Raw genomic sequence first — 24584 nt, forward strand, 5'->3', positions numbered from 1 at the left:
AATCCGGTTTGAAGATATGTCGAGCGGAATTCCTGAGCATGTCTATGATGGCGGTTGGGAGCACTTCGTCGGCGGAGGCGTGGCAGTCTTTGATTGTGATCAAAACGGGCTTGCGGATGTTTTCGCGGCGGGCGGCGAGAATCCCGCGATGCTATTGCGAAATGTCGGGGGTTTTGGCTTTGAGCCGGTCAGTATTGAACCGATAACCAATGTAACCGGTGCGTATCCAATTGATATTGATGCGGACGGGTGGACGGACCTGTATGTGATGCGCGTGGGGCCTGATGTCGTGCTGAAGGGGCAGGCGGGCTGTCAGTTCAGCGATGTCACTTCCCAATGGGGTATCCCACAAACTGATCGCTGGACGACCTCCCTCACGGCTTGGTGGGAAGATGATGCGCGGCCAGTGATTGCGCTCGGGCACTACGTAGATCGCGCCAACAAGGATGGTCCGTTTGGTGCTTGTGACAGCAACACGATCCTTCGCCCTATTCCAAACGGCTATGATGCGCACGACCTGTCGCCGGGGTTTTGTGCATTGTCCATGCTGGCGGGTCCGGACGCGCGCGGGCGCAGGACACTTCGGATATCCAATGACCGCCAATATTATGTCCGCGACGGTCAGGAACAGCTTTGGGATATCGACGAGAAACGCTTTCTGACCGAGGCCGATGGTTGGCCCAAGGTAATGTTGTGGGGCATGGGCATTGCCAGTGCTGACCTGACTGGTGATGGCGTTGATGAGGTGATGCTAACATCTATGGGTGACCAGTTGATGCAATTGGCGATGCCGGATGGCACGTATATTGCTGCTCCGTTCGGAATAGGCACCTATGCACACCGGCCCCACACAGGTGATGACGGGCGCCCATCAACCGGATGGCACGCGCAGTTTGGCGACATCAATAATGACACGCGGATGGATTTGTTTATTGCCAAGGGGAACGTTGATCAGATGCCAAGCAATGCGATGAATGACCCCAACAACCTGTTGGTTCAGAACTCTGACGGCAGGTTTCACGAAAGCGCCGAGACCGCTGGTGTTGCAGATTTTGCGCGGTCTCGTGGGGCGGCGTTGGCGGATTTTGACAACGACGGACGTCTTGATCTGGTGGTCGTCAACCGACGGGCCGCGATGCGGATTTACCGGAATGTCGGCGACACAGCACATTGGCTTGGGGTGTCGTTGTTCCAGCGCGGCGGAAATCGCGATGCCATCGGAGCTAAGGTGACGGTTAACGGGCAGATTCAGCATTTGCGTATTGGTGGCGGCCATGCCGGTGGCAGCGCATTACCGCTACATTTCGGGCTTGGTGATGAGAATATCGCGGTAATCCAAGTGGTTTGGCCGGACGGTTCGATCACACAGACTGAAGTCCATGGTGACCAATCCTTGTTGATTGAAAAGCCAGATCGTTAATTTGGCACCTTTAACCCACTCGGAACCGTGTCAGGGACACCAAGCCTCCCTATCATGGCTTTGGGGTCGGTAAGGCTGTTCAGGAACGCTGTCAGCGCGGCAATTTCTGCATCGGATAGATGCACAGAAGGTTGCTCGACCGTCGAGACTATTGCTGACATTTCCGCGCTATTCTCAAGAGCGCGCAAGTCATCTACCTGCATTTGTGGCAAGATCATTTGCGTCGGATCATAACGCTTGAGGGCCGCAACAGGATCGAGGTGGTCTTTGATAAACGCACTTAGAGACGCATGCGAACCGGCGTGCCCGTAGGGAGAGGTTATGGCTACGTTGCGCAAGGAGGGCGTGCGGAACTTGTATAAATCCGACGGGTCGCCAGTCACCCGAAACCGGCCTTCATCTTTTGCATGTGACTCAAATCGCGCGGCCTTGCCCGGTCCGACCTGTGGTGCCGCCATGGCGTGGAACTTGTGGTCTGTCTGAAAGGCCCCGCTATGGCAGGTTGAGCATCCGGCATCACCGTAAAACAGCGCCATGCCTTCGGATGCCAGTTCTGATAACTCCTGTTGATCGCGCAGGAATGCATCAAATGGAGACGTGTCAGAACGCCATTCAAACTCCATGAATGTTGCGATGGCGTTTGAAATGTCGGTGAAGCCGATTTGGTCAGCGGAGCTGATATGCGGATAGAGTGTCGTGAAACGCTCAACGTAGTCCGGGAGGGCAGCAACGCGTCGTGCGATAATATCCCACGCACCACCTTGCCCGGTTAACAATCCCTGACGTACTGCTTTGGCCACATCGTTTTCGCTGTAGTGACCAGCCATCTCATCCGCGCTTAGCACCGGAAACATGGTTTGTGCCGACAGCAAGCTGGCAAACCCTGTGACCATATCGTCATCAAGTGGAGTGCGCAGCCCGCTCGGTCTTAATGGATCTAGGGCTATCCTGCCGTCGTGGAAAAGAACCGTGAATTCATGTGCGCCAAGGTTGAAAAGAGCGGGCGCATTTCGCGGTATTCGTTGCTCCGGCAGATTGTCCGGATTGATCACACGATCCGGCCCAAGGCCGATACCCCCGTCACCAATCCCAAGGGACAGCCCGTCCGATGTGCCAAGGCGGGGATGGTGGCAGGTAGCGCAAGCCACTTCCTTATTGCCCGACAGGATCGGGTCGTAAAATAGCAACTGTCCAAGCTCGGCTTCAGCTTTCGTGATTGAGCGATAGTCAGCATCTGTCACTGGAGCGGGCAATTCGCCCGCGATGGCATGGCTTGGGATCAGTATCATCAGACCAAGAATGAATAGACGCATGAAAGTCTGCAAGTTCCAGCCTTCCATCACTCGCTCCCTCGTGCAGATATGCGGTTTGAATACTCAAGCAGCATGGCTTGCAACATTCAACCTGTTAAGATCGTCTGCCGACAGCCTCGCTTCCATGAATGGTCGAGCCAGAATGGGGTAAGTTGAGGAGAACGAAGGGCTGAAGCCAAACCTTCCGAACCCAGTGAAACATCAAGCCAGTCACTGAACGAGAGGCTCGAACTTATCTGATGCGGGCTTCGGATTTGCGATCAAATAACATGGCGCGGTCGAGGGCGAATGAAACACCTACCCGTGCACCTTCTTGCGAACGCTCGTCACCCCGCTCTTCAACGATGATCTTTTCACCGGTATCCGAGATCAGGTGGGCGAAAGATACGCCGCCAAGGGCTTCGGTCATGTCGACCGTGTGCGTGTCGCCCTTGGGGTCGATCTCAAGATGCTCAGGACGGATGCCGAAGGAAACCTCAGTCCCGTCGGCTGGTGTGCCAAGTGGGAGTTTGTATCTCCCTTTCAGCGCTGGAATGTCGACTTCACCACCTGTGACAACTCCGTCGAGGAAGTTCATTGCAGGGGAGCCGATAAAGCCTGCCACGAATTTATTGTCGGGATTGCGATACAGGTCCAGCGGTGCGCCGACCTGCTCGATGTGACCCGCACGCAATACGACGATCTTATCGGCAAGCGTCATTGCTTCTACTTGGTCATGGGTCACGTAAATCATCGTCGCGCCGATTTCTTTGTGCAGTCGGGCAATCTCGACACGCATCTCCACGCGCAGCTCAGCATCAAGATTGGACAGAGGCTCGTCGAATAAGAAAACTTCAGGACCGCGAACAATAGCGCGTCCGATGGAAACCCGTTGCCGCTGGCCACCTGATAAAGCGGAGGGCTTGCGGTTCAAGTATTCCTCCAGTTTTAGGATTCGGGTCGCTTCGGCAACTTTTTCCGCGATTTCTGCCTTTGGGTGCCCGTTCATTTTCAGGCCGAAACCCATGTTGTCGCGAACCGTCATATGCGGGTAAAGCGCGTAAGTCTGGAACACCATCGCGACGCCGCGCTCGGCGGGGTCCATGCTGGTAACATCGCGCGTGCCGATGCCGATAGCACCGCTGGTCGTTTCTTCGAGCCCGGCTACCATACGCAACAAGGTCGACTTGCCGCAGCCCGAAGGGCCGACAAACACGCAGAACTCACCGTCTTCTATTTCAAGGTCGATCCCGTGGATGACCTGAACGTCGCCGTAGCGTTTGATTACGTTTCGTAGCGTGACACCAGACATGAGTTCAGCCTTCCATTGCTTCTTTAGATTTCTGTTCGACAGGGAAGCGCCAATGCTCCGCTGTTTCGGCAATCGCGTCTGCGGCCTGATGCATTTCCGGGGCCAAAGATTCGAGTTGATCAAGCGACGTGCGTGAGGTTGTGCTGGTAACCGAAATGGCCCCCATAACGCGCTTGGTTCGCGTTAGAATTGGCATCGCGATGCAAATAATTCCCGGCTCGTGTTCCTCGCGATCATAGGCGTAACCACGCGTGCGGATGTTTGACAGTTCGTCGCGCAGTTCTTCTACGCTTCCTAAAGTGTGAGGTGTGAAGCGATGATACGATTGTTGTTCAAGCACTTGCTGAAGCTCGGCCTCTGGCAAAAAGGCGAGCATGGCTTTGCCAACGCCAGTGCAATACGCAGGCCCAACCTTGCCAGCTTGGGAGAACATCTCGACAGGGCGCTGGGCATTTCGCTTGTCCACATACAGAACCTGCGCGTTGTCGAGCTGGGCTAAATGTATCGTTTCACCAATCGACTTGCTTAGGGCGTCCAGAATCGGGCGGGCAGTCGGCGCGAGCGACGATTGTGTCCAAGCGGTGTGTGCCAATCTGACGAGACGAATTCCCAAGGAGTATGCCTGCTGAGTTTCATCATATGTCAGCATCCCTTCAGAGCGCAGGGTTTGCAGCATCCGGTAGAGCGTGCCTTTGGGATAGGGTGAAACTTCGACAAGTTCATTGAGCCGTACAGGGCGTTCAAAAGAGGCGACTTGATCCAGAACGCTCAACGCTTTTTTGACGGTGCCACTGGCCGTTTGCGGGCTTTGCATTCTGATCTCTCCTCCCGACCTCAACGCCTTCTGCCGCTGCGGCCCTACTTGACAAAACTAGGCGATTCGTGATTTCGTTTCAATATATAAACTATCATTTCACTATTTGAAACATCTAGGGAGGACACCATGCGTTTCACTTACAAGGCGTCGATTGCTGCGCTATCTACGGTTGCCGTTGTGGCAGGCGGATCGCTCAGCGCGTCGGCTCAAGAGCTGACCGGCGATCTCAAAATCTTCCTCGACACATCGAACCCCGCACCGCGCGCGACGATGGAAAAGGCCATTGCACAGTTCGGCGAGCTGAACCCTGACCTCAATATCGAGACCACGATCATCGACCGTGAGGCCTATAAGACCCAGATCCGCAACTTCCTGACCGCCAACTCGCCTGACGTTGCAAACTGGTACGCGGCGAACCGGATGAAGCCCTATGTCGAGGCTGGATTGTTTGAAGACGTGTCCGACCTGTGGGCCGAGCCCGAGATCGCGGAAAACCTGGCCTCGACCAAGGGCGCGATGACTATCGACGGCAAGCAGTGGGGCGTTCCCTATACCTACTATCAATGGGGCATCTACTACCGCAAAGATATCTTTGGTGAGCTTGGCCTGTCTGAACCCACCAACTGGGAAGAAGAAAAAGCCAACTGCGCCAAAATCGTCGAGTCTGGCCGCGCCTGCTATGCGATCGGTTCCAAATTCCTCTGGACTGCTGGTGGTTGGTTTGACTACCTGAACCTTCGCACCAACGGGTTCGACTTCCATATGGAACTCGCGAACGGCGATGTAAGCTGGGAAGATGACCGCGTCCGCGCAACATTCGCCAACTGGCGCGAGCTGATCGACATGGGCGGCTTCCTCGAGAACCATCAGTCCTACAGCTGGCAGGAAGCGTTGCCCTTCATGGTGCAAGGCGATGCTGCGTCCTATCTGATCGGTAACTTCGCTGTGGCTCCGCTGCGTGAAGCTGGCTTGAGCGATGATCAGCTCGACTTCTACCAGTTCCCGGCAATCAACCCTGATGTCGCACTGGCGGAAGACGCGCCGACAGATACGTTCCACATCCCGTCAGGTGCCAGCAACAAAGAAAACGCCAAGGCGTTTCTGCGCTTCATGGTCTCGCCTGACATACAAACGCAGATCAATGCGGGTGATGCGCTGGGTCAACTTCCGGTCAATGCCAAGTCGGCGGTGGATGATGACAAGTTCCTTAACGAGGGCTTCACGATGCTGTCGTCCAACTCACCGGGTGGTGTGGCACAGTTCTTTGACCGCGACTTCCCGGCTGAAATGGCGAAAGTTGCCATGGAAGGCCTGCAGGAGTTCATGGTGCGTCCCGACAATCTGGACGCGATCCTTGCGCGCTTGGAAAAAGCTCGCGGTCGTATCTACAAGTAAACATTTGGGGGCGGCCGCTTGGTCGCCCCTATCTCTCTGTCTGCATTGCCTGATTGAGCAGCGCCCATCATTCTTTGGCGCTCTACTGAAGCGAGGTTTCCATGACGACCACAGCAGTCCCCCCGATCACGCCGGAACCGCAACGAAGATCGTGGTACAAGCGCAATGAGATCAGCGTGACGCCGTGGCTGTTCCTGATCCCTGCGATCCTGTTCTTCCTCGTTTACGTCATCTTCCCGATCTTCCAAAGCTTCAATCTGTCCGCGTATCAGTGGGACGGGCTGGGCGAGAAGGAATATGTGGGCCTCAGCAACTACAAAGAGTTGTGGGACGACCCTGCCTTCTACACATCGCTCAAAAACAACCTGATCTGGTTGGTTCTTTACTTGCTTGCCATACCTGCCGGCCTGTTCATCGCGTTGTTCCTAAACCAGACCGTGGCCGGTATCCGCATCTACAAGTCGCTTTTCTTCTTCCCGTTCGTCATCAGCCAGGTCGTCGTCGGCTTGGTGTTTACGTGGTTCTATGATCCCACCTTTGGCTTGCTCAACTCCGTGTTGGGCGTCGTCGGCCTTGGGCCAGTCAACGTGCTGGGCGATCCGACCTACGTCACCTACGGCATCATCGCTGCGGGCCTTTGGCCGCAGACCGCCTACTGCATGATCCTCTACTTGACGGGCCTAAACGCAGTGGACCCCGAGCAGGTCGAGGCCGCGCGCCTTGATGGCGCGAAGGGTTGGAAGATGCTGTGGTATGTGATCGTGCCACAGTTGAAGCCCGCCACTTTCATCGCCTTTGTCGTCACCATCGTCGGTGCTCTGCGCTCGTTCGACCTGATCTCGATCATGACCAATGGTGGGCCGTTCGGGGAGAGTCGCGTGCTCAGCTTCTACATGTTCGAGGTCGCCTTATCCGAATACGGGTTCCGCATGGGCTATGGCGCCGCCATCGCTGTGGTGCTGTTCCTCATCATGCTCTGCTTCATCGCGTACTTCCTCTACTCGATGTACAAAGAACAGAAAGGGCACTGAGATGTTTCCGAAACCGATTGAGAAATCATCCCGCTCCGTCCAAATCGGCTATCAGTCGCTTCTGCCTGTCGCCCTGATCCTTTGGCTACTGCCCCTGATCGCGGTCGCCCTGTTCTCAGTCAAACCTGCCGCTGACTTCTCCACCGGTGATTACTGGAACCTGCCGTCGCAATTCGGCGGTTGGGAGAACTACGGCAAGGTGTTCTTCGAGTCCGACATGCCGCGCTATTTGCTAAATTCTATCCTGATCACGGTTCCTACGGCCATAGGTGCGGTCGCGCTGTCCTGCATGGCTGGTTTTGCGCTTGGCATCTACAATTTCAAAGCGAACCTGTGGCTGTTCTTCATGTTCGTGGCGGGCAACTTCGTACCGTTTCAAATCCTGATGGTGCCGGTGCGCGACCTGACGCTGGACCTTGGGCTGTATAACACCAAGACCGGCCTCGTGCTGTTCCACATCGCCTTCCAGACGGGTTTTTGCACGCTGTTCATGCGTAACTTTATCAAGGGTCTGCCCTTCGCGCTGATCGAAGCCGCACGGGTCGAGGGCGTCGCGGAATGGAAAATCTTCATCTACGTGGTTCTGCCATTGATGAAGCCCGCGATTGCCGCGCTCGCGGTGCTGATCTTCACCTTCATCTGGAACGACTATTTCTGGGCCGTGGTGCTAACCCAAGGCGCGGAATCGCAACCGGTCACAGCGGGGATTACCTCGTTCAACGCGCAGTATCGCGCGGCCTATCACCTGATGAGCGCGGGCGCGATCGTTGCTGCGCTGCCACCAGTGGCGATGTTCTTTCTGATGCAGAAGCACTTCATCGCCGGTCTGACACTCGGAGCCGTAAAATGATCCAAAGCTGGCGACTGGATGACGGACGTCAATCACTGGTTCTCGGATCCCCGAATGGCCGCCTTGCAGAGGTGGTCTATTGGGGTCCGAGGCTTCCCGATGACGAAGACCTCACGACACTTTATCACGCAGACACGATCGACGTGACGGGCGGCATGCTCGACGCCAACCCGGAGCTTTCGTTATGTCCCGAAGCGACGCGCACCTTCCCCGGCCAACCTGGCCTGATCCTGCGGGCCAAGGACGGGACACCGCTTTTGCCGAAGTTCTGCTTGTCGAGTGCCGAGACCGGCGCTGACAGTTTGATCCTGACCTATAGCGACGAGGCCAACGGGCTGACCTACATCGCCAGCTTTTCGATCAATGGGCGAACCCATATGATCGAGGCGCAGGCAACTCTAGAATCCGCAGACCCCGTTCACCTGCACTGGCTCAGCGCGCCTGTTTTCCCTGCACCACAAATGTCGGACGAGATGATCGACGTCGCGGGTCGCTGGTGCGGCGAGTTCCAGTTGAACCGCACACCTTGGTCCGCTGGCATCCGCTATCGCGAGAACCGCACGGGGCGTACAGGGCATGAGCATTTCCCCGGCCTGATCGTTCCCTGCCGCGGCGCTACCAACGGGCAAGGCCACGCCTACGCGTTCCATTACGGCTGGTCCGGCGGGCACCGCATGGTGGCCGAAGAATTGCCCGATGGCCGTCGCCAAATCCAGTTCGGCCACGCCGCACGGGTAGAAGGTGCGCCGCAAACGCGTTTTCAGACGGCACCACTTTACGCCATGTTCTCTGATGATGGGATCAACGGATGCGCGGTAGCGTTCCAAAGGCACCTGCGCGACGAGATCGTGCAATTCCCCGACCCCGACCGACCGCGCCCGGTGCATTTCAACTGTTGGGAAGCGGTTTATTTCGACCATGACTTGCCCAAGCTCAAGGATATCGCAACCCGTGCCGCCACTCTTGGTGCCGAGCGTTTTGTGCTCGATGACGGCTGGTTCGGTGGGCGCGATGACGACACTCGCGCACTCAGTGATTGGGAGGTCGACCCGCGTAAATACCCCGACGGTTTGAAGCCATTGATCGACCATGTCCACGAGCTGGGCATGACCTTTGGCATCTGGTTCGAACCAGAGATGATCAACCCCGACAGTGATATCTACCGAGCCCACCCTGACTGGGCATTTGGCGGTGAGGATCAGATTCTGGGCCGCAACCAGAAGGCCCTCAACATGGCCCTGCCCGAGGTCCGCGCGTTTCTGCTCGACCGCATGAGCAAAGTGCTGCGCGACAACCCGATCGACTACATCAAATGGGACCACAACCGCGTTCTGCCCATGCCCGACGCCGCGCAAACACGTGGCTCTTATATGCTGATCGACCAGCTGCGGCGGGACTTCCCGCATGTCGAAATCGAAAGCTGCGCCTCTGGCGGCGGGCGGATCGACTTCGGCATCCTCAAGCGCACGCATCGGGTTTGGCTCTCCGACAGCAACGACGCGTTGGAGCGACTGAGGATGCAGCACAACGCGGCGATTTTCCTGCCTTTGGCCGTCACCGGCAGCCATGTCGGTCCCCGCAAATGCCACACATCGGGGCGGGTGCTTGATATCCGTTTCCGCGCGTGGGTCGCGGCCCAGCGGCATATGGGCTTCGAGATGGACCCGCGCGAGTTGACCGAGGAAGAGGCGAAAGTGCTCACCGAGGTCACAACGTGGTGGAAGGCTAACCGCGACTGGATGTATCGCGCCGATATCCTACGGCTCGACAGTTCTGATCCGGCGGTCATCGCCGAGCAGCAACTGGCCGAAGGCGGTGACAGGTTCGTGGTGTTCGCAGGCAAGGCCGACACCAGCGTTCAGATCGCCCCTCGCCCGTTGCGGTTGACGCGGCTGACACCGGACGCGAAGTATCGCGTGGAGCTTATCAACCGCGCCGATGCTGTCGGTCTGTCACGCGGCGACCCCGCGCTTAAATCTGGCCCGCTCGTCCTGAGCGGCGCATATCTGATGAGCTACGGCCTGACCCTGCCGTGGTCCTTTCCTGAAACGATGTGGGTCATCGAAGGAACGCGCCAATGACCAAGACAGCCACTTTCCACGATCTCGACGGGGCATCGGTCTTTGTCACCGGCGGCGGTTCCGGCATCGGGGCGTCCTTGACCGATGGTTTGATGGCACAAGGTGCCAAGGTCGCCTTTGTCCAACGCTCCGACGCCACGGATTTTGCCGACGAGATGGAGCAGAAGCACGGTACCCGCCCGCTGTTCCTACAATGCGACATCACCGACATTCCGCGTCTGCAAAGCTGCATCAAAGAGGCCAGCGATGCCCATGGTCCCGTCACCGTCTTGGTCAACAACGCCGCCAACGACAAGCGCCACACCACTGAAGAGGTGGACGAGGCGTTTTGGGACTGGTCGATGGCGATCAACCTGAAGGCATATTTCTTCGCCTGTCAGGCTGTGATCGAGGGAATGCGCAAGGCGGGCGGCGGCTCGATCATCAACTTCTCGTCCATCAGCTACATGATGGGCAACGCAGGCTATCCGGCCTACACCACCGCGAATTCCGGCATCAACGGCATGACCCGCAGCTTGGCCCGTGAGTTTGGCCCTGACAGGATACGGGTCAACGCGCTCGCCCCTGGCTGGGTGCTGACCGACAAGCAAAAAGAGCTTTGGGTAACCCCCGAGGCGCTGGAGGCCCATGTGGCTCGCCAATGCCTCAAAGATACGCTCGCCCCGCAAGACATGGTCGACGCGGTGCTGTTTCTCGCATCAAACACCAGCCGCATGATGACGGGGCAGGCTTTGGTCGTCGATGGCGGCGTCGTGGTGACGGGCTGATGACTGACGCCGCGTGGATCGCTGTTGACTGGGGCACGTCCAACCTACGGGTTTGGGCGTTGGATGCGGGTGGTCAAGCCTTCGCGGCACATGAGTCCGATCAAGGCATGGGTGTGCTCGATCGTGACGGGTTCGAAGCGGCGCTCTTGACGCTCATTGCGCCATACCTGACTACTGATCGCACGCTGCCGGTTTTGTGTTGTGGCATGGTGGGCTCGCGGCAAGGCTGGGCAGAGGCTGCGTATCTCACTACACCTTGCGCCCCGCCGGACGGGCAGGCAGCCACCCGTGTCCCAGCAAAGGACCCGCGTATTTCGGTGCTTATTCTGCCCGGGATCAAACAGATATCGCCTCCTGATGTGATGCGAGGCGAAGAGACGCAAATCGCGGGATATCTGGCCACCAATCCTGACTTTGACGGCGTGCTTTGCCTGCCCGGAACGCATACCAAATGGGTGCATATCAGTCTGGGAGAGATCATCAGCTTTCAAACATTTATGACGGGCGAGATGTTCGCGCTACTTTCTAAGCAATCGGTGTTGCGTCACGGCATCTCTGACGGAGAATTTGATCAGTCGCGTTTTGACGAGGGCATTTCAGATGCGTTGGCGCGCCCGCAATCCATAGCCGCGCAGCTTTTTGGCGTTCGTGCCGGCGCTTTGGTTGCTGATTTGCAGCCGTCCGAGGCGCGTGCACGGCTATCGGGGCTGCTAATCGGAGCAGAGCTTTCCGGCGCGCGTCCCTATTGGTTGGGTCAGAATGTGGCAATCATAGGGGACGGGGGGCTTTCGAAATTGTACCGGACTGCTCTTGCGGCTCAGGGTGTCGACGCGACAGCGGTGAATGTGACGGACACAACCTTGAGAGGCCTCACAGCCGCGTATGAATCGTTGAAGGAAAAAGTCTAATGAGCCGGAAAATTATCGCGATATTGCGTGGCATCCAACCCGACGAAGCGGAAGGGATTTGCGCCGCGCTGATCGAAGCTGGCATTGACAGAATAGAGGTGCCGCTAAATTCACCCGAGCCATTGGACAGCATCAAACGGATGGCGGACGCTTTCGGGCAAGATGCGCTGATCGGGGCAGGAACCGTTCTTAGCCCCGCAGATGTGGTGAATGTGGCGGACGCGGGCGGGAAGATGATTGTTTCACCCGATACCAACCCCGAAGTGATTGTAACTTCGAAAGCCGCCGGATTGGCGTCCTATCCGGGTGTTTTGACCCCGACGGAATGCTTTGCAGCACTTCGTGCGGGCGCGGATGGTTTGAAAATATTCCCGTCGTTTCTTATGGGCACTGAAGGCCTAAAAGCGATATCTGCTGTTTTGCCACCTGAAACGGAAACCTATGCGGTAGGTGGAGTGGGGCCGGAGAATTTCGCTGAATGGATTTCTGCAGGAGCCGTCGGGTTCGGCATCGGCAGCGGAATCTACAAACCGGGTTTCTCGGTGGCGGATGTTGCAATACGGGCCGCGGATGTTGTTGCTGCTTATGATGACGTAAGCTGATGAAGCGTACTCTGGGAACATGCTATTACCCTGAGCATTGGCCACGCGAAATCTGGAAAGACGACGCGCGGCGGATGGTAGAACTGGGGCTGACTTGGGTGCGCATCGGCGAGTTCTCGTGGGGACAGCTGGAGCCTGAACCGGGGGAGTACCGGTTTGACTGGCTCGACGATGCAATCGAAGTGCTGGGCGACGCAGGTTTAAAAGTGGTTCTGGGAACGCCCACGGCGACACCACCCCGCTGGATGATTGATCGCCACCCCGACATGCTGGCCTTAGACGTCGAAGGGCGTCCGCGCAAGTTCGGATCACGCAGGCATTATTGCTTCAGTCACGAAGGTTATAAAACTGAATGTGCGCGTATCGTTACGGCGATGGCCGAAAGATATGGTTCCAATCCTCATGTTGCGGCATGGCAAACGGACAATGAGTACGGCTGCCATGACACGACGATTTCATATAGCAATGCTGCGCGACACGCGTTCCAGAACTGGCTGCGCGCGCACTACTCCGGGGATGGGAAAGACGGTGATATCAGCGCGCTGAATAAGGCTTGGGGGAACATCTTCTGGTCAATGGACTATGACGACTTCGATCAGATTGACTTACCAAACCTGACAGTTACCGAACCGAACCCCGCGCATAGCCTCGCCTTCCGACGGTTCAGCTCGGACCAAGTCGTGGCGTTCAACCGATTGCAGGTCGACATTTTGCGCGCTCATACAGATGCGCCGATTGCCCATAATTACATGGGACGTATTACCGATTTCGACCACTTCGCCGTCGGGTCGGATTTGGACATCGCGACTTGGGACAGCTACCCGCTGGGCTTTCTTGAGGACCGTGTTGGCGCAGATGAGGCATGGCAGCGCCGCTTTGCCCGTCAGGGTGATCCCGATTTTCAGGCTTTCCATCATGACCTGTATCGCGCAGTGGGACGAGGGCGCTGGTGGGTGATGGAGCAACAACCCGGGCCAGTCAATTGGGCACCGTACAACCCTGCGCCGTTGCCAGGGATGGTGCGTTTGTGGAGTTGGGAGGCTTTTGCCCACGGAGCCGAAGCGGTCTGCTATTTCCGCTGGAGGCAGGCTCCATTTGCTCAAGAGCAGATGCACGCTGGCCTGTTGCGTCCTGACAATGCGGAGGCACCAGGTTTTGAAGAAGCCCGAAGGGTGGCAACTGAAATAGCAGACGCGCCTGAGGTTGAACAAGGCCGCGCAAGAGTTGCAATGCTCTTTGACTATGACGCGGATGCTGCGTGGCAGGTTCAGCCGCACGGTCAGGGGCTGAGTTATTTCGGCTTGGTTTTCGACTGGTATAAAGCGATGCGCAGTCTTGGACTGTCGCTTGATATTTTACCCGCGAGCAGTCGAGACTTTTCAGAGTACGACCTGATCGCGGCACCCGGACTGATGCATATGTCTGACGGTCTGAAAGCGGCATTGGCCGCCGCCAAGGCACGCGTTCTTTTAGGACCGCGAAGTGCCGCAAGAAATGAAGACATGTCGATACCAGTACCTTTGCCACCGGATATGGCCGGATTGGATGTGACTGTTTCCAGAGTTGAAAGCTTGCGCTCGGACATGCCCGTGGCGTTGGAAGGCGGTGGCAACCTGCATCTTTACCGCGAGGTGTTAGAAGGCTCGGCGGAGGTTCTAGAGCGATCCGTTGACGGGTTGGCCGTCGCCATGGGCACTGGACGCCTATGCTATTTCGGCGCTTGGCTGGATCAGGATGCGTTGCGTCGGATCATTGGACAAGAATGCGAGACTGCAAGGATTGCGACGTTGGACTTGCCGGATGGTGTCCGTGTCCGTGATTGCGGGACGGAAAGATTTTGGTTCAACTATAACTCTGAAGCGGTGAACGTCGACGGGCTGACACTTGATGCAGCGGGTGTTTGTCGCCAGACAGTTAGCTCATCATCGTCGAGCGATTGACCTGAACGCTGGATATTCGGGTTCAGGCTTTTTGGGAAAACACATCCTTTGGCGTGTGCAATCTCAGGTGGCGGATAAAGGCGCGGGCGACGCGTGACATCGGTCTGTGATCCGGCGTGACGAAATAACTTCGGTACGCAATCTGGGAGGCAAAGGGCCTGAATACGACATCATCCGAGCGGTACTGAACAATAGGGAACGGGTTGACGATCGTGAGGCCAAGACCTTCCTTTGCAAGATCGACCGCCGCGATTGACGTCGACACTTCCGCGACCAACCGAGGGGTGCTTCGTGCGCTGTGTAGCACTTTGTCCAACTGGGCTCTTCGAGCATGTCGGTGGGTCAATGCGATGAGCGGCTGGCCGTCTAAGTCCTCTGGACGAATTGTGCTGTGCTCGGAAAGTGGATGATCGCTGGCCATGGCACAAACAGCGCTGGACGTTCGAAACAGCGAAAGCTTCACGCCATCACGCGACAGTTCAACGCCGGTGAATCCAAGGTCGAACCTTTCATCAAGGATGCCGCGAATGACATCTTCCGAGGAGGCCACTTCGAGGCTGATAAAAAACTGAGGATTTGTTTTCAGAAAAGTTGCCACTTGGTGGACCATAAATCGATGCGCGTAGGTTGGAGGCGCAACAATCCGCAAAGTCTCCGGGGTTGCATCGGGTGGGCCGTCAATTCGATCAAGCGCAAGGAACAGCTGGTCAAGCCGACGGTTCAATCGCGTGGCTTCGTCTGTCGGGCGTAACCGGCCGCCTTCGCGCTCGAACAGCATGCGTCCTGTGCGCGCCTCCAAGCTGGCAATCGAGCGGCTGATCGCAGACTGCGACAAGCCCAGTCGAATAGCGGCCTTGGACGTCGTGCCGCTCTCCATTAATGCGCGCAGCGCCTGATATTCCGGCAGGCTGTGCCAAGTCTTTGTTGCCATTTGGTCCTCTGCGAAAGCCTCATTGAGCTATGAATTAATATCATGTCATTAGATCTGGTCCATGAGAATTGCTGGCATAAGATGAAATGTACTCTTGGGGGATGAAAATTGTGAGCATAGAAACTTCGCCGTTGGTCTTTGATGGGCACAACGATGTTCTTCTGAAGCTTTATCGTGCGGGTGGAGTATCTGCTTCCGATAGTTTCATGACTGGGCGAGAAGGTGCAATCGACATGCCATCCGCCAAGTCAGGTGGATTTGGCGGTGGCTTTTTCGCAGTCTATGTTCCGTCCCCGGTCGATCTTGAGTTTAAGTTTGAGGAGATGGCGAAGCCTGCCTACGACCTTCCGCTTCCGGATCCGATTGATTGGGAAGACGCGTTTCCCGTTGTGATGTCGCAAGCGGCAATCCTCTTCGATCTGGAAAAGCGCGGGGCGTTAAAGGTTTGTAAGTCTGCCGCCGATCTCCGGGCGACGCTGGGTAGCGGCAAGTTGGCAGCGATTTTTCACATCGAGGGAGCGGAAGCCATTGATGCTGAGTTGAATACGCTCGAAGTGCTTTACCAAGCTGGCTTGCGTTCTTTGGGGCCGGTTTGGAGCCGCTCCACGATCTTTGGTCACGGCGTTCCGTTCCGCTACCCTAGTACTCCCGATATCGGCGCGGGCCTGACCGATCACGGTTTACGGCTGGTGAAGCGCTGCGACGAGTTGGGAATAATGGTGGACTTGTCGCACCTTAATGAAGCAGGCTTCTGGGACGTGGCGCGGCATTCGTCGAAACCGCTTGTCGCAACGCACTCCAACGCTCACGCGATCTGCCCGCATAGTCGAAATTTGACTGACAAACAGCTGGCAGCGATCCGTGAAAGCGATGGCATGGTGGGGCTGAATTTTGCGGTGGCCTTTCTGCGGGATGACGGACGCATGCTGGCGGATGTACCACTGGAGCAAATGCTTAGGCATCTTGATCATTTGATCGAGCATCTGGGTGAAGACCGTGTCGGACTCGGCTCGGACTACGATGGGGCGGTTGTGCCGGAAGAGCTTACTTCTTGTGCAGGATTGCCAAAACTACGGCACGCGATGGCGAAACACGGCTACGACGATGCGTTGATAGCCAAACTTTGCCACGAAAACTGGTTGCGCGTGCTGGAAAAAACATGGGGGGCATAACCCCTTAAGGCCAGAAAGATTTCAGTGAAACGGAACAGGAGAGGTTCTAGAAATGAATGCTATAAACAAACTACTGACGAGTGCCGCAATCGGCCTAGCCGTAGGTGTGACATCGTTCTCGGCAATTGCCGAAACACCAGCGAACATGTTGGTTATCGCCAACCGGATTGACGACGTGACCACAGTGGATCCGGCAGAAAGCTTTGAATTTGCCGGTTCTGACATCAGCCGCAATGTCTACAATCGTCTGGTCAATCTTGACCCGATGGATCTGGCCGCGGGTTACCAGCCTGACCTCGCTGAAAGCTGGGAAGTCTCCGAAGACGGCAAGACAATCACGTTCACCATGCGTGAAGGTGTGAAGTTCCATTCGGGCAACCCTGTACGCGCCGAAGATGCTGCGTTCTCGCTGCAACGGGCGGTGATCTTGAACAAGACGCCTGCGTTTATCCTGACGCAATTCGGCTTTACGCCTGAAAATGTCGCCGAGACCATCAAAGCCGATGGCAACAAGTTGATGATCACGACGGACAAGAAATACGCGACGTCCTTCGTGCTGAACTGCTTGACTGCAACCATCGGCGGGATCGTGGACAAAGAAGTTGTCATGGCCAACGAGGCCGATGGCGATATGGGCAACACCTGGCTCAAAACCAACTCCGCAGGTTCCGGCCCTTACAAACTGGACGGATGGAAGCCAAACGAAAGCGTTACGCTGTCGTCTAACCCCGAATATTACGGCGGTGCGCCTGCCATGGAGCGCGTCATCGTTCGCCACGTGACGGAAAGCGCTTCGCAGCGGCTCTTGTTGGAGCGCGGCGATATCGACATCGCGCGAAACCTGAATCCGGAAGACGTTGCAGGCGCTTCCAGCACGGATGGAGTCAAGATCGAGGACGAGCTGAAAGGCCGTTTGATGTATCTGGCTCTGAACCAGAAGCATCCAGTTCTGTCCAAGCCGGAAGTGCGTCAGGCTTTCAAGTATCTGATCGACTATGAAGGCATGCGCGACAGCTTCCTGAAGGGTCAGTACACCATCCACCAGAACTTCCTGCCTGCGACTTACCTTGGTGCATCCGAAGAGAACCCATTCTCCTACAACATTGAAAAGGCTAAAGAGCTTTTGGCTGCTGCCGGTGTTGAAAACCTAGAAGTCGAGATCGGCGTTCGCGAGGCGCAAGAGCGTATCGAGATTGGCCAGTCTTTCCAGAACGCGGCTGCCCAAGCCGGGATCAAGGTGAACATCACGGTGGGTACTGCGAAGCAAATCCTTGCTCGCTACCGTGCCCGTGAGCTGGACGTTTATCTGGGTGCTTGGGGTCCGGACTATCCTGATCCACAGACCAACGCTGGTACGTTCGCCTATAACCCAGACAACTCTGACGAAGCCAATGCGACTGGCTTGTTGGCTTGGCGCACGGGTTGGGATGCTGGTGGTTTGACCGAGAAGGTTGAAGCCGCAGTAACCGAAGGTGACCGCGAGAAGCGTGTTCAGATGTATTTGGATATCCAAAAAGAGTTCCGCGAGATCTCGCCCTTCGTGATGATGTTCCAGCAAATTGAGCAATCTGCTCTGCGTGACAACGTCATGAACTGGTCCACCGGTCAGGCTGTGACATCTGCAGCTTACTGGCAGGTCACGAAGTAAATGGCCCTCACTGAGGACAACAACCAGAGGCGCCCCACACGGGCGCCTCTGACAGATCAGGTTTGGCCGTTTCTTCGGACAACCCTGCTGACGCTTGGATCAATTGCGGTCACGCTCTTGGGCTTGCTGTTCATCACTTTTGTCATCGGCCGCGTTATGCCGATTGATCCTGTGCTTGCCATCGTTGGGGAACGCGCTTCGCAGGAGACATATGACACCGTTTACCTTCAGCTGGGGCTCGACAAACCGCTGATGGTTCAATTTTTCTACTATCTTTGGGACGTGCTGCACCTGGATTTCGGCACCTCCCTTTTGAACGCTCGACCTGTGTCCGAGGACATTGCGCGCGTCTTTCCCGCCACGCTTGAGCTGGCCACGATCGGCATCATCTTCGGTGTCGTATTAGGCGTGCCGCTGGGCGTTCTGGCCGCCGTGCGCAAAGGATCATGGATCGACCAGATCGCGCGTGTCGTGGCGCTGGTCGGATACTCCATGCCGATTTTCTGGTTGGGCCTGATGGGCTTGCTGGTGTTCTACGGCATCCTTGGCTGGGTCGGTGGGCCGGGTCGCGTTGGTATCTTCTACGTTGATGTTGTGCCGAGCGTGACTGGCCTGATTTTGGTGGACAGCTTGCTGGACGGCAATTGGGATGTGTTCAAAGACGCCTTCAGCCACATCATCCTGCCTGCGTCGTTGCTGGGCTACTACTCGTTGGCCTATGTCAGCCGGATGACGCGGTCATTCATGCTGGAGCAGCTCAGCGCCGAATACATCACCACGGCCCGCGTCAAAGGCATGTCGGAATGGGACGTTGTGTGGAAACATGCCTTCAAGAATATCCGCGTGCAGCTGATTACTGTGATCGCCCTCAGCTACGCCAACCTGCTTGAGGGGTCGGTGTTGACCGAGATCATCTTCAGTTGGCCTGGCATCGGTAGCTACATCACGACGGCTCTGCTCAGTGCTGACATGAATGCTGTCTTGGGCGGCACCGTGGTCGTCGGGTTGATTTTCATTTTGCTCAACATCTTCTCAGACCTGCTCTACAAGGTCTTTGATCCGAGGGCTAAATAATGGCCGAGACACAAACAATGCGCGAATGGCTGCTGGCCGAGACTCCGACCTCGCGTCGCCACGCAAAGATATCTGCCCTGTATCAGGGGTGGTTGTCGTTCCGGTCCAACACCATGGCGATGATCGGGCTGGGCATTCTGGTGCTGCTTGTTTTTATTGCAGCCGCGGCACCATTGCTTTCCCCGCATGATCCTTTTGTGCAGGATCTCGGTAACAGGCTCGCTCCACTGGGCACAGATGGCCATATCTTCGGCACTGACAGCCTTGGGCGCGATATCCTGTCGAGGCTCATCTACGGCGCGCGGATCACCCTTTATATTGTCGCATTGGTTGCGTTGATCGCACCGATTGCGGGTCTGTTGGTGGGGACCGTGTCGGGCTATGTCGGCGGTTGGACTGACACGGTCCTGATGCGTATCACCGACATCTTTCTGGCATTCCCCCGGCTCGTTCTTGCGTTGGCTTTCGTGGCAGCGCTTGGGGCAGGGATCGAGAACGCTGTGTTGGCGATTTCGTTGACCGCATGGCCCCCTTACGCCCGCATCGCGCGGGCAGAGACGCTGACGATCCGCTCCTCAGACTTCATCAGCGCGATCAAACTACAAGGTGCAGGACCGCTCAGGATCATCACCAAGCATATCTGGCCGCTCTGTATCTCGTCACTCATTGTTCGGGTGACGCTCGACATGGCGGGGATCATCCTTGCGGCGGCGGGTCTTGGCTTCCTTGGTTTAGGTGCGCAACCGCCTAGCCCGGAATGGGGTGCGATGATTTCCGAAGGACGACGATTTATCTTGGACTACTGGTGGGTTGCAACCATGCCCGGCCTCGCAATTTTCACGGTGTCGCTGGCGTTTAATCTGTTGGGTGACGGTTTGCGAGACGTCCTTGATCCGAAGGCAGGTGAATGATGAGCACTCTATTGGATGTTCAAAACCTGTGGGTGCGATTCCCGACACGGAATGGTGTGTTCGATGCGGTCCGTGGTGTGTCGTTCACCCTTGGCCGCGAGCGGTTGGGGATTGTCGGCGAAAGCGGGTCAGGCAAGTCGATGACGGGTCGTGCGATCCTTAGGCTGATCCGTCCACCGGGCATTGTCGAAGCAGATCAAATCAGTCTTGAGGGACAGGACCTGATGAAGCTGTCGGAAAAGGACATGCGCGCTGTGCGCGGTCAACGCATCAGCATGGTTATGCAAGACCCCAAGTTTTCGCTCAATCCAGTGATGACCATCGGGGACCAGATTATCGAGGCATATCGACTTCATAACTCGGCGTCGAAGGCCGACGCCTATAACAAGTCGCTTGAAATGCTTGAAGCGGTGTCGATCCGCGACGCCGAGCGCGTGATGCGTGCCTATCCGCACGAGATGTCGGGTGGCATGGGGCAACGCATCATGATTGCGATGATGCTGATCCCGAATCCCGAGATTCTGATCGCGGACGAGCCGACCTCGGCACTGGACGTATCCGTACAGCGGCAGGTGCTCGATATTATGGATAAGCTGGTCAAGGAACGGGGCATGGGGCTGATTTTCATCAGCCATGACCTGAACTTGGTTGCCGATTTTTGCGACAGGGTTTTGATCATGTATTCTGGGCGGATCGTGGAGGTGTGTGATGCCGACAAGCTGCACGAAGCGAAACACCCCTATACCCGCGGGTTGCTGAATTCACTTCCTCGACTGGACGCGCCGCGCGACCGTCTTGAAGTGCTGGAACGCGATCCTGAATGGTCGGAGGCACCGAGCGTGAGTGGCAGCGAATGAGTATGCTTGATGTGAACGGGCTGAACGTCTGGTTTGGCAAGAACCGGGACCGGGTGGACGCCGTGAAAGGCGCTACGTTCGATGTGGGGCAGGGCGAAAGCTTTGGGTTGGTCGGCGAAAGCGGTTCAGGGAAGTCGACCATTCTGCGCGCAATCACAGGGCTGGCTCCGAATTGGTCCGGTGCAATGACACTGGATGGTAAGCCAATCGGGAAGAAGCGGCCAAAGGAATTTTTCAAAACCGTTCAAATGGTGTTCCAAGACCCCTATGCATCACTGCATCCGCGCCACTCTGTCGATCAGGTGCTTGGTGAAACACTGCATCTTCATGGGTTCAAGGACATTGATACGCGCGTCGTGAAATTGCTGGACGACGTAGGGCTGGGGCAAAAATTCCGGTTCCGATATCCTCACCAATTGTCCGGTGGGCAGCGCCAACGGGTCGCGATTGCCCGTGCACTAGCGCCGGAGCCGGAACTGCTTTTGCTGGATGAACCGACGTCAGCGTTGGACGTGTCTGTGCAGGCAGAGATATTAAACCTGCTTGCTGATCTGCGGAACGATCGCGGGCTGACCTATTTAATGGTGTCTCATGATTTGTCCGTGGTTGGACATATGTGTGATCGTCTAGCGGTCATGAAAGACGGCGAAATCGTCGAGATTCTGGACGTCGCCGCGCTGCGGGCAATGAATGCAACGCATACCTATTCAAAACAGCTTTTAGAGGCGTCGCTATAGCTTCGCACTAGATTGCGAATTTGGTGGGATCGAGTGGAACCAAAGCACCTTTGCGGCCAATGACTTGACCGGCGATTTTTGACGCAAATAGAATTTTGTCTTCCATGGTCGTGGTCTGATCCAACGCAGCGAAGAATCCTGCATTGAAGCTGTCGCCCGCTGAAGTCGTGTCAATGATATTGCTGATCGACGGCGGCTCGATATGATGGCTCAAACCGTCGTGGATATAGTGGATCGCGCCAGAACCATTCTTGATCACGATCGTTTTCGCACCTGCGTTCAAGTAGCGGGTGCCAGTCGCGTCGATGTTCGCGTCTCCGAAAAAATCGGCCTCGTCGTCGTAGGATGGCAGGATGATATCGCTTACCGCGGCGGCTTGCATGACGGTCGCCGTCATCTCGCTGGTGCTGTTCCAAAGACGGGGTCGCAGGTTTGAGTCGAACGCAATAGTCTTTCCCTTGGCGCGGGCCGTTTCCAATGCGTTCAACAAGGCCTTGCGACCATGGGTGTCGAGGATCGCGAGAGTGATGCCGGAGAAGTAAATCAGATTGGCGTCCTGCATCGCATTGGTCAGCTGTGCCGTGTCGTCCGCGAGCGTCCGGGCTGCTGACTGGTCGCGCCAATAGGAAAAACTCCGTTCTCCGTTTTTTAGCGAGATGAGGTAGAGCCCGACGGATCGCTTCGGGTCTTGTTTGATGAAGGATGTGTCGACACCAGCTCCGGACATCATGTCCAACATGGACTGCGACACAGCATCGGTCCCGACACGACTGAAATAGCGGGTCGCGACGTCGGGGCGAAGGGCGCGCAGATACCACGCCGTGTTGAAAGTATCCCCAGCGAAGCCCATGTGAAAATCGCCAGCCAGTTCGGCTGGAGCCATTTCCACCATGCACTCCCCGATTGATAGAAATCGATCCAATTTGTTGAGAATTTGGTGCGATGGGCTAGGCGGCGTCATTGCATATGACCTTGTTTTGAGAGGTTAAAGAAAATCGTCCCGGCGAGGCGTGAAGCAGTCCACAATCTTTCCAGGCACTAGGCAAACGCATCCGTGCATAGCGCCAGACGGAATAACAAAACTGTCCCCGTGTCCGACTTCAAAGGTTTCATCGTCGATAATGAAACGAAACCGGCCCTCTGCGACATAGGTGGATTGCACATGTGGGTGGTTGTGCAGCGATCCTGCCGCACCTTCTTTGCCGAAGGCGAAGGTGACCACCATCAGTTCGGGATGATCCGCCATGACTTGCCGTGTGACGTTTGCTTCGGTTTCGACGATTGGAAATGCACTCATCTCGGTAATGCCCTCAATTTCACTATCTCACTTGCAGCGAAGATAAGATCATCATTTTCACTAAATCTGAATGGCCCGCTGCCTTGTCCTTGCAATTGGCCGGATAGCGTTTGGTTCACTTTAGGCTGTCAAAGTTAGCTGAACAACATGCCGCCATTGATGTCGACATTGGCACCAGTAATGAAGGCGCTATCTTCGCAGGCGAGGAACAACACAAGATTGGCAATGTCCACCGGCAAGCCTTGGCGCTTCACCGGTGCTGCGTTCTCCACGATTTTGCGCACTTCTGGTTTGGTGAAGATGTTGTGGAAGTCCGTGTCGATCATGCCGGGGCAAAGCGCGTTGACGCGGATATCGGGGCCCAGCTCTTTGGCCAAGCCGCGGGTCATTGTCATCACCGCCCCCTTGGACGCAGCATACGCCACCGATCCGGGGCCTCCCCCGTCGCGGCCGGCCTGACTTGCGAGGTTCACGATCGCACGGGACTTCAGATGCGGCAGGCACGCCTTTATCATCAAGAACGTGCTGGTCAGGTTCAGGTCCATGACCTTGTTCCAATGCTCCAGCGACATTTCGGAAATCGTCTTGCGGGCAATCAGGCCACCGGTGTTATTGACCAGCACGTCGACGCCGCCGAAATCTGTCACTGCTTTTCCGACGAGCGCATCTACCCCTTCTTGTGTGTTCAGGTCGCCTTGAAGCGCGAAGGCCGTGCCGCCAGCCGCTGTGATTTCAGCGACCGCACTATCCGCACCTTCACTGCTCGAGAAGTAGTTGATGGCGACGTTGGCACCTTCTTCGGCCAGTCGGATGGCACAAGCCCGCCCGATATCGCGCCCGCCACCTGTGATGATAGCCGTTTTGCCTGCGAGTTTCATGTGGAGTCCCTTCCGTAGAGTTACTTGGTCGGCTGTTTGCCGCTATTGAATGTCTGTGGGTCGACAACCTTGAAGCTGTGGTGCGATCAGGTGCCGGATGGCCTTGGGAAGGATCGCCTTGAGCCGTGTCCCCATCTGTAGGCGCTCAATCTCGGAGGGGTGCCGTGTGAGATTTTTTCAAGACCAGCGTTTATGCGCAGCGTGGTCGATTTCCCATATTTCAGAGGACCTTCAAGAACGACGAATTCTTCTTCGTCCACTTCAAGATCGGCCCCATGAACGATCTTAACGGCACCATATGTCTGAACATTTCCGTAAAGTTGAACCTCTGACATATACCCTCCCAGTGATGTGCAGCATTTCGAAAGCTTTGACTTATTTCTAAGCTTTGGCTTGAATTCGATTCTTGAACACATCCTGAATTCTCAATCTAGCATACTAGTAACCCTATTGGTGTGCTAGCATTAATATTGTGAATCCGGTGATCAAAGGAAGGGTCGGTGCTCGAGTCAGAAGAGTTTTAAATATGAACCAATGAGGGAATTGTGACTTCTATCGCCGTTCCAGATGCACCATTTACAAACGCAAAGGGCTGCACCCTTTGGCCTTACCAAGCTTTCTTCCGATCCTGTTGCTTTTGCTCTTTCCCAACGGCTCAAACTGC

At 56.2% G+C, this 24584-nt stretch carries 22 protein-coding genes; 15 read left to right on the top strand and 7 right to left on the bottom strand.

Translation table 11 applies throughout. The annotated features are described in order from the left end of the window. The first annotated feature begins 16 nt into the window (after positions 1-16). Positions 17-1420: a CRTAC1 family protein gene (locus tag BUB72_RS06220; RefSeq protein ID WP_245814749.1), complete on the top strand. Its 1404-nt coding sequence runs from the start codon at positions 17-19 to the stop codon at positions 1418-1420. On the opposite strand, the gene BUB72_RS06225 is transcribed toward BUB72_RS06220, so the two are convergent. The 3 genes from BUB72_RS06225 to BUB72_RS06235 form a co-directional block, all read right to left on the bottom strand. Then, positions 1417-2733, bottom strand: a complete 1317-nt coding sequence (locus BUB72_RS06225) for a cytochrome-c peroxidase (protein WP_073142919.1) — start codon at positions 2731-2733, stop codon at positions 1417-1419. The genes BUB72_RS06220 and BUB72_RS06225 overlap by 4 nt on opposite strands. Positions 2734-2965: 232 nt before the next feature. Next, entirely contained in the window at positions 2966-4024 is a 1059-nt protein-coding gene (locus tag BUB72_RS06230; protein WP_073141837.1) for an ABC transporter ATP-binding protein, read from the bottom strand. A gap of 4 nt (positions 4025-4028) precedes the next feature. Next, positions 4029-4838: an IclR family transcriptional regulator gene (locus BUB72_RS06235; RefSeq protein ID WP_073141839.1), complete on the bottom strand. Its 810-nt coding sequence runs from the start codon at positions 4836-4838 to the stop codon at positions 4029-4031. A gap of 129 nt (positions 4839-4967) precedes the next feature. On the opposite strand from BUB72_RS06235, the gene BUB72_RS06240 reads away from it, so the two are divergent. The 8 genes from BUB72_RS06240 to BUB72_RS06275 all read left to right on the top strand — a co-directional run bounded on the left by BUB72_RS06240 (position 4968) and on the right by BUB72_RS06275 (position 14415). Beyond that, positions 4968-6236 (top strand): ABC transporter substrate-binding protein, encoded by a 1269-nt coding sequence (locus tag BUB72_RS06240; protein ID WP_073141841.1) that lies wholly within the window; start codon positions 4968-4970, stop codon positions 6234-6236. 101 nt (positions 6237-6337) lie between these two features. Beyond that, positions 6338-7267 (top strand): carbohydrate ABC transporter permease, encoded by a 930-nt coding sequence (locus BUB72_RS06245; RefSeq protein ID WP_073141843.1) that lies wholly within the window; start codon positions 6338-6340, stop codon positions 7265-7267. A 1-nt stretch (position 7268) separates the two neighbouring features. After that, on the top strand, positions 7269-8117 hold the full coding sequence (locus BUB72_RS06250; protein WP_073141845.1) for a carbohydrate ABC transporter permease: 849 nt from the start codon (positions 7269-7271) through the stop codon (positions 8115-8117). Then, a complete protein-coding gene (locus tag BUB72_RS06255) occupies positions 8114-10198 on the top strand; it encodes an alpha-galactosidase (protein WP_073141847.1) in 2085 nt (694 codons plus the stop codon). The genes BUB72_RS06250 and BUB72_RS06255 overlap by 4 nt, the downstream gene beginning before the upstream one ends. Beyond that, positions 10195-10965, top strand: a complete 771-nt coding sequence (locus BUB72_RS06260) for an SDR family NAD(P)-dependent oxidoreductase (protein ID WP_073141849.1) — start codon at positions 10195-10197, stop codon at positions 10963-10965. The genes BUB72_RS06255 and BUB72_RS06260 overlap by 4 nt, the downstream gene beginning before the upstream one ends. Further along, positions 10965-11873: a 2-dehydro-3-deoxygalactonokinase gene (locus tag BUB72_RS06265; RefSeq protein ID WP_073141851.1), complete on the top strand. Its 909-nt coding sequence runs from the start codon at positions 10965-10967 to the stop codon at positions 11871-11873. The genes BUB72_RS06260 and BUB72_RS06265 overlap by 1 nt, the downstream gene beginning before the upstream one ends. After that, positions 11873-12475, top strand: a complete 603-nt coding sequence (locus tag BUB72_RS06270) for a 2-dehydro-3-deoxy-6-phosphogalactonate aldolase (RefSeq protein WP_073141853.1) — start codon at positions 11873-11875, stop codon at positions 12473-12475. The genes BUB72_RS06265 and BUB72_RS06270 overlap by 1 nt, the downstream gene beginning before the upstream one ends. Then, positions 12475-14415: a beta-galactosidase gene (locus BUB72_RS06275; RefSeq protein ID WP_073141855.1), complete on the top strand. Its 1941-nt coding sequence runs from the start codon at positions 12475-12477 to the stop codon at positions 14413-14415. Before BUB72_RS06270 ends, BUB72_RS06275 begins: the two co-directional genes overlap by 1 nt. Positions 14416-14437: 22 nt before the next feature. On the opposite strand, the gene BUB72_RS06280 is transcribed toward BUB72_RS06275, so the two are convergent. After that, positions 14438-15346, bottom strand: coding sequence for a LysR family transcriptional regulator (locus tag BUB72_RS06280; RefSeq protein ID WP_073141858.1), 909 nt, complete (start codon positions 15344-15346; stop codon positions 14438-14440). Positions 15347-15462: 116 nt separating this feature from the next. On the opposite strand from BUB72_RS06280, the gene BUB72_RS06285 reads away from it, so the two are divergent. The 6 genes from BUB72_RS06285 to BUB72_RS06310 are packed head-to-tail and all read left to right on the top strand — an operon-like array spanning position 15463 to position 21745. Further along, positions 15463-16518, top strand: a complete 1056-nt coding sequence (locus tag BUB72_RS06285) for a dipeptidase (protein ID WP_425435156.1) — start codon at positions 15463-15465, stop codon at positions 16516-16518. 52 nt (positions 16519-16570) lie between these two features. Then, complete coding sequence (locus tag BUB72_RS06290) at positions 16571-18166, top strand: ABC transporter substrate-binding protein (protein WP_073141862.1); 1596 nt, start codon at positions 16571-16573, stop codon at positions 18164-18166. Beyond that, positions 18167-19240: an ABC transporter permease gene (locus tag BUB72_RS06295; RefSeq protein ID WP_073141864.1), complete on the top strand. Its 1074-nt coding sequence runs from the start codon at positions 18167-18169 to the stop codon at positions 19238-19240. Continuing rightward, the gene (locus tag BUB72_RS06300) at positions 19240-20151 is read left to right on the top strand and encodes an ABC transporter permease (protein WP_073141866.1); all 912 of its coding nucleotides are present in this window, start codon (positions 19240-19242) and stop codon (positions 20149-20151) included. The genes BUB72_RS06295 and BUB72_RS06300 overlap by 1 nt, the downstream gene beginning before the upstream one ends. Continuing rightward, the gene (locus BUB72_RS06305; protein WP_073141868.1) at positions 20151-21008 is read left to right on the top strand and encodes an ABC transporter ATP-binding protein; all 858 of its coding nucleotides are present in this window, start codon (positions 20151-20153) and stop codon (positions 21006-21008) included. Before BUB72_RS06300 ends, BUB72_RS06305 begins: the two co-directional genes overlap by 1 nt. Next, entirely contained in the window at positions 21005-21745 is a 741-nt protein-coding gene (locus tag BUB72_RS06310; protein ID WP_073141871.1) for an ABC transporter ATP-binding protein, read from the top strand. The genes BUB72_RS06305 and BUB72_RS06310 overlap by 4 nt, the downstream gene beginning before the upstream one ends. 7 nt (positions 21746-21752) lie before the next feature. Here the strand turns inward: BUB72_RS06310 and BUB72_RS06315 are convergent, their stop codons facing one another. The 3 genes from BUB72_RS06315 to BUB72_RS06325 all read right to left on the bottom strand — a co-directional run bounded on the left by BUB72_RS06315 (position 21753) and on the right by BUB72_RS06325 (position 23920). After that, on the bottom strand, positions 21753-22706 hold the full coding sequence (locus tag BUB72_RS06315) for a sugar kinase (protein WP_073141873.1): 954 nt from the start codon (positions 22704-22706) through the stop codon (positions 21753-21755). A gap of 24 nt (positions 22707-22730) precedes the next feature. After that, entirely contained in the window at positions 22731-23042 is a 312-nt protein-coding gene (locus BUB72_RS06320) for a cupin domain-containing protein (RefSeq protein ID WP_073141875.1), read from the bottom strand. 134 nt (positions 23043-23176) lie between these two features. Further along, on the bottom strand, positions 23177-23920 hold the full coding sequence (locus BUB72_RS06325) for an SDR family NAD(P)-dependent oxidoreductase (protein WP_073141877.1): 744 nt from the start codon (positions 23918-23920) through the stop codon (positions 23177-23179). Positions 23921-24584: the final 664 nt, after the last annotated feature.

The sequence above is a fragment of the Litoreibacter ascidiaceicola genome (assembly GCF_900129235.1).
Classification (GTDB): domain Bacteria; phylum Pseudomonadota; class Alphaproteobacteria; order Rhodobacterales; family Rhodobacteraceae; genus Litoreibacter; species Litoreibacter ascidiaceicola.

Coding starts and splice junctions, on each gene's coding strand:
- BUB72_RS06220 (WP_245814749.1), top strand. CDS start 17: ATGTCGAGCGGAATTCCTGAGCATGTCTATGATGGCGGTTGGGAGCAC.
- BUB72_RS06225 (WP_073142919.1), bottom strand. CDS start 2,733: ATGCGTCTATTCATTCTTGGTCTGATGATACTGATCCCAAGCCATGCC.
- BUB72_RS06230 (WP_073141837.1), bottom strand. CDS start 4,024: ATGTCTGGTGTCACGCTACGAAACGTAATCAAACGCTACGGCGACGTT.
- BUB72_RS06235 (WP_073141839.1), bottom strand. CDS start 4,838: ATGCAAAGCCCGCAAACGGCCAGTGGCACCGTCAAAAAAGCGTTGAGC.
- BUB72_RS06240 (WP_073141841.1), top strand. CDS start 4,968: ATGCGTTTCACTTACAAGGCGTCGATTGCTGCGCTATCTACGGTTGCC.
- BUB72_RS06245 (WP_073141843.1), top strand. CDS start 6,338: ATGACGACCACAGCAGTCCCCCCGATCACGCCGGAACCGCAACGAAGA.
- BUB72_RS06250 (WP_073141845.1), top strand. CDS start 7,269: ATGTTTCCGAAACCGATTGAGAAATCATCCCGCTCCGTCCAAATCGGC.
- BUB72_RS06255 (WP_073141847.1), top strand. CDS start 8,114: ATGATCCAAAGCTGGCGACTGGATGACGGACGTCAATCACTGGTTCTC.
- BUB72_RS06260 (WP_073141849.1), top strand. CDS start 10,195: ATGACCAAGACAGCCACTTTCCACGATCTCGACGGGGCATCGGTCTTT.
- BUB72_RS06265 (WP_073141851.1), top strand. CDS start 10,965: ATGACTGACGCCGCGTGGATCGCTGTTGACTGGGGCACGTCCAACCTA.
- BUB72_RS06270 (WP_073141853.1), top strand. CDS start 11,873: ATGAGCCGGAAAATTATCGCGATATTGCGTGGCATCCAACCCGACGAA.
- BUB72_RS06275 (WP_073141855.1), top strand. CDS start 12,475: ATGAAGCGTACTCTGGGAACATGCTATTACCCTGAGCATTGGCCACGC.
- BUB72_RS06280 (WP_073141858.1), bottom strand. CDS start 15,346: ATGGCAACAAAGACTTGGCACAGCCTGCCGGAATATCAGGCGCTGCGC.
- BUB72_RS06290 (WP_073141862.1), top strand. CDS start 16,571: ATGAATGCTATAAACAAACTACTGACGAGTGCCGCAATCGGCCTAGCC.
- BUB72_RS06295 (WP_073141864.1), top strand. CDS start 18,167: ATGGCCCTCACTGAGGACAACAACCAGAGGCGCCCCACACGGGCGCCT.
- BUB72_RS06300 (WP_073141866.1), top strand. CDS start 19,240: ATGGCCGAGACACAAACAATGCGCGAATGGCTGCTGGCCGAGACTCCG.
- BUB72_RS06305 (WP_073141868.1), top strand. CDS start 20,151: ATGAGCACTCTATTGGATGTTCAAAACCTGTGGGTGCGATTCCCGACA.
- BUB72_RS06310 (WP_073141871.1), top strand. CDS start 21,005: ATGAGTATGCTTGATGTGAACGGGCTGAACGTCTGGTTTGGCAAGAAC.
- BUB72_RS06315 (WP_073141873.1), bottom strand. CDS start 22,706: ATGACGCCGCCTAGCCCATCGCACCAAATTCTCAACAAATTGGATCGA.
- BUB72_RS06320 (WP_073141875.1), bottom strand. CDS start 23,042: ATGAGTGCATTTCCAATCGTCGAAACCGAAGCAAACGTCACACGGCAA.
- BUB72_RS06325 (WP_073141877.1), bottom strand. CDS start 23,920: ATGAAACTCGCAGGCAAAACGGCTATCATCACAGGTGGCGGGCGCGAT.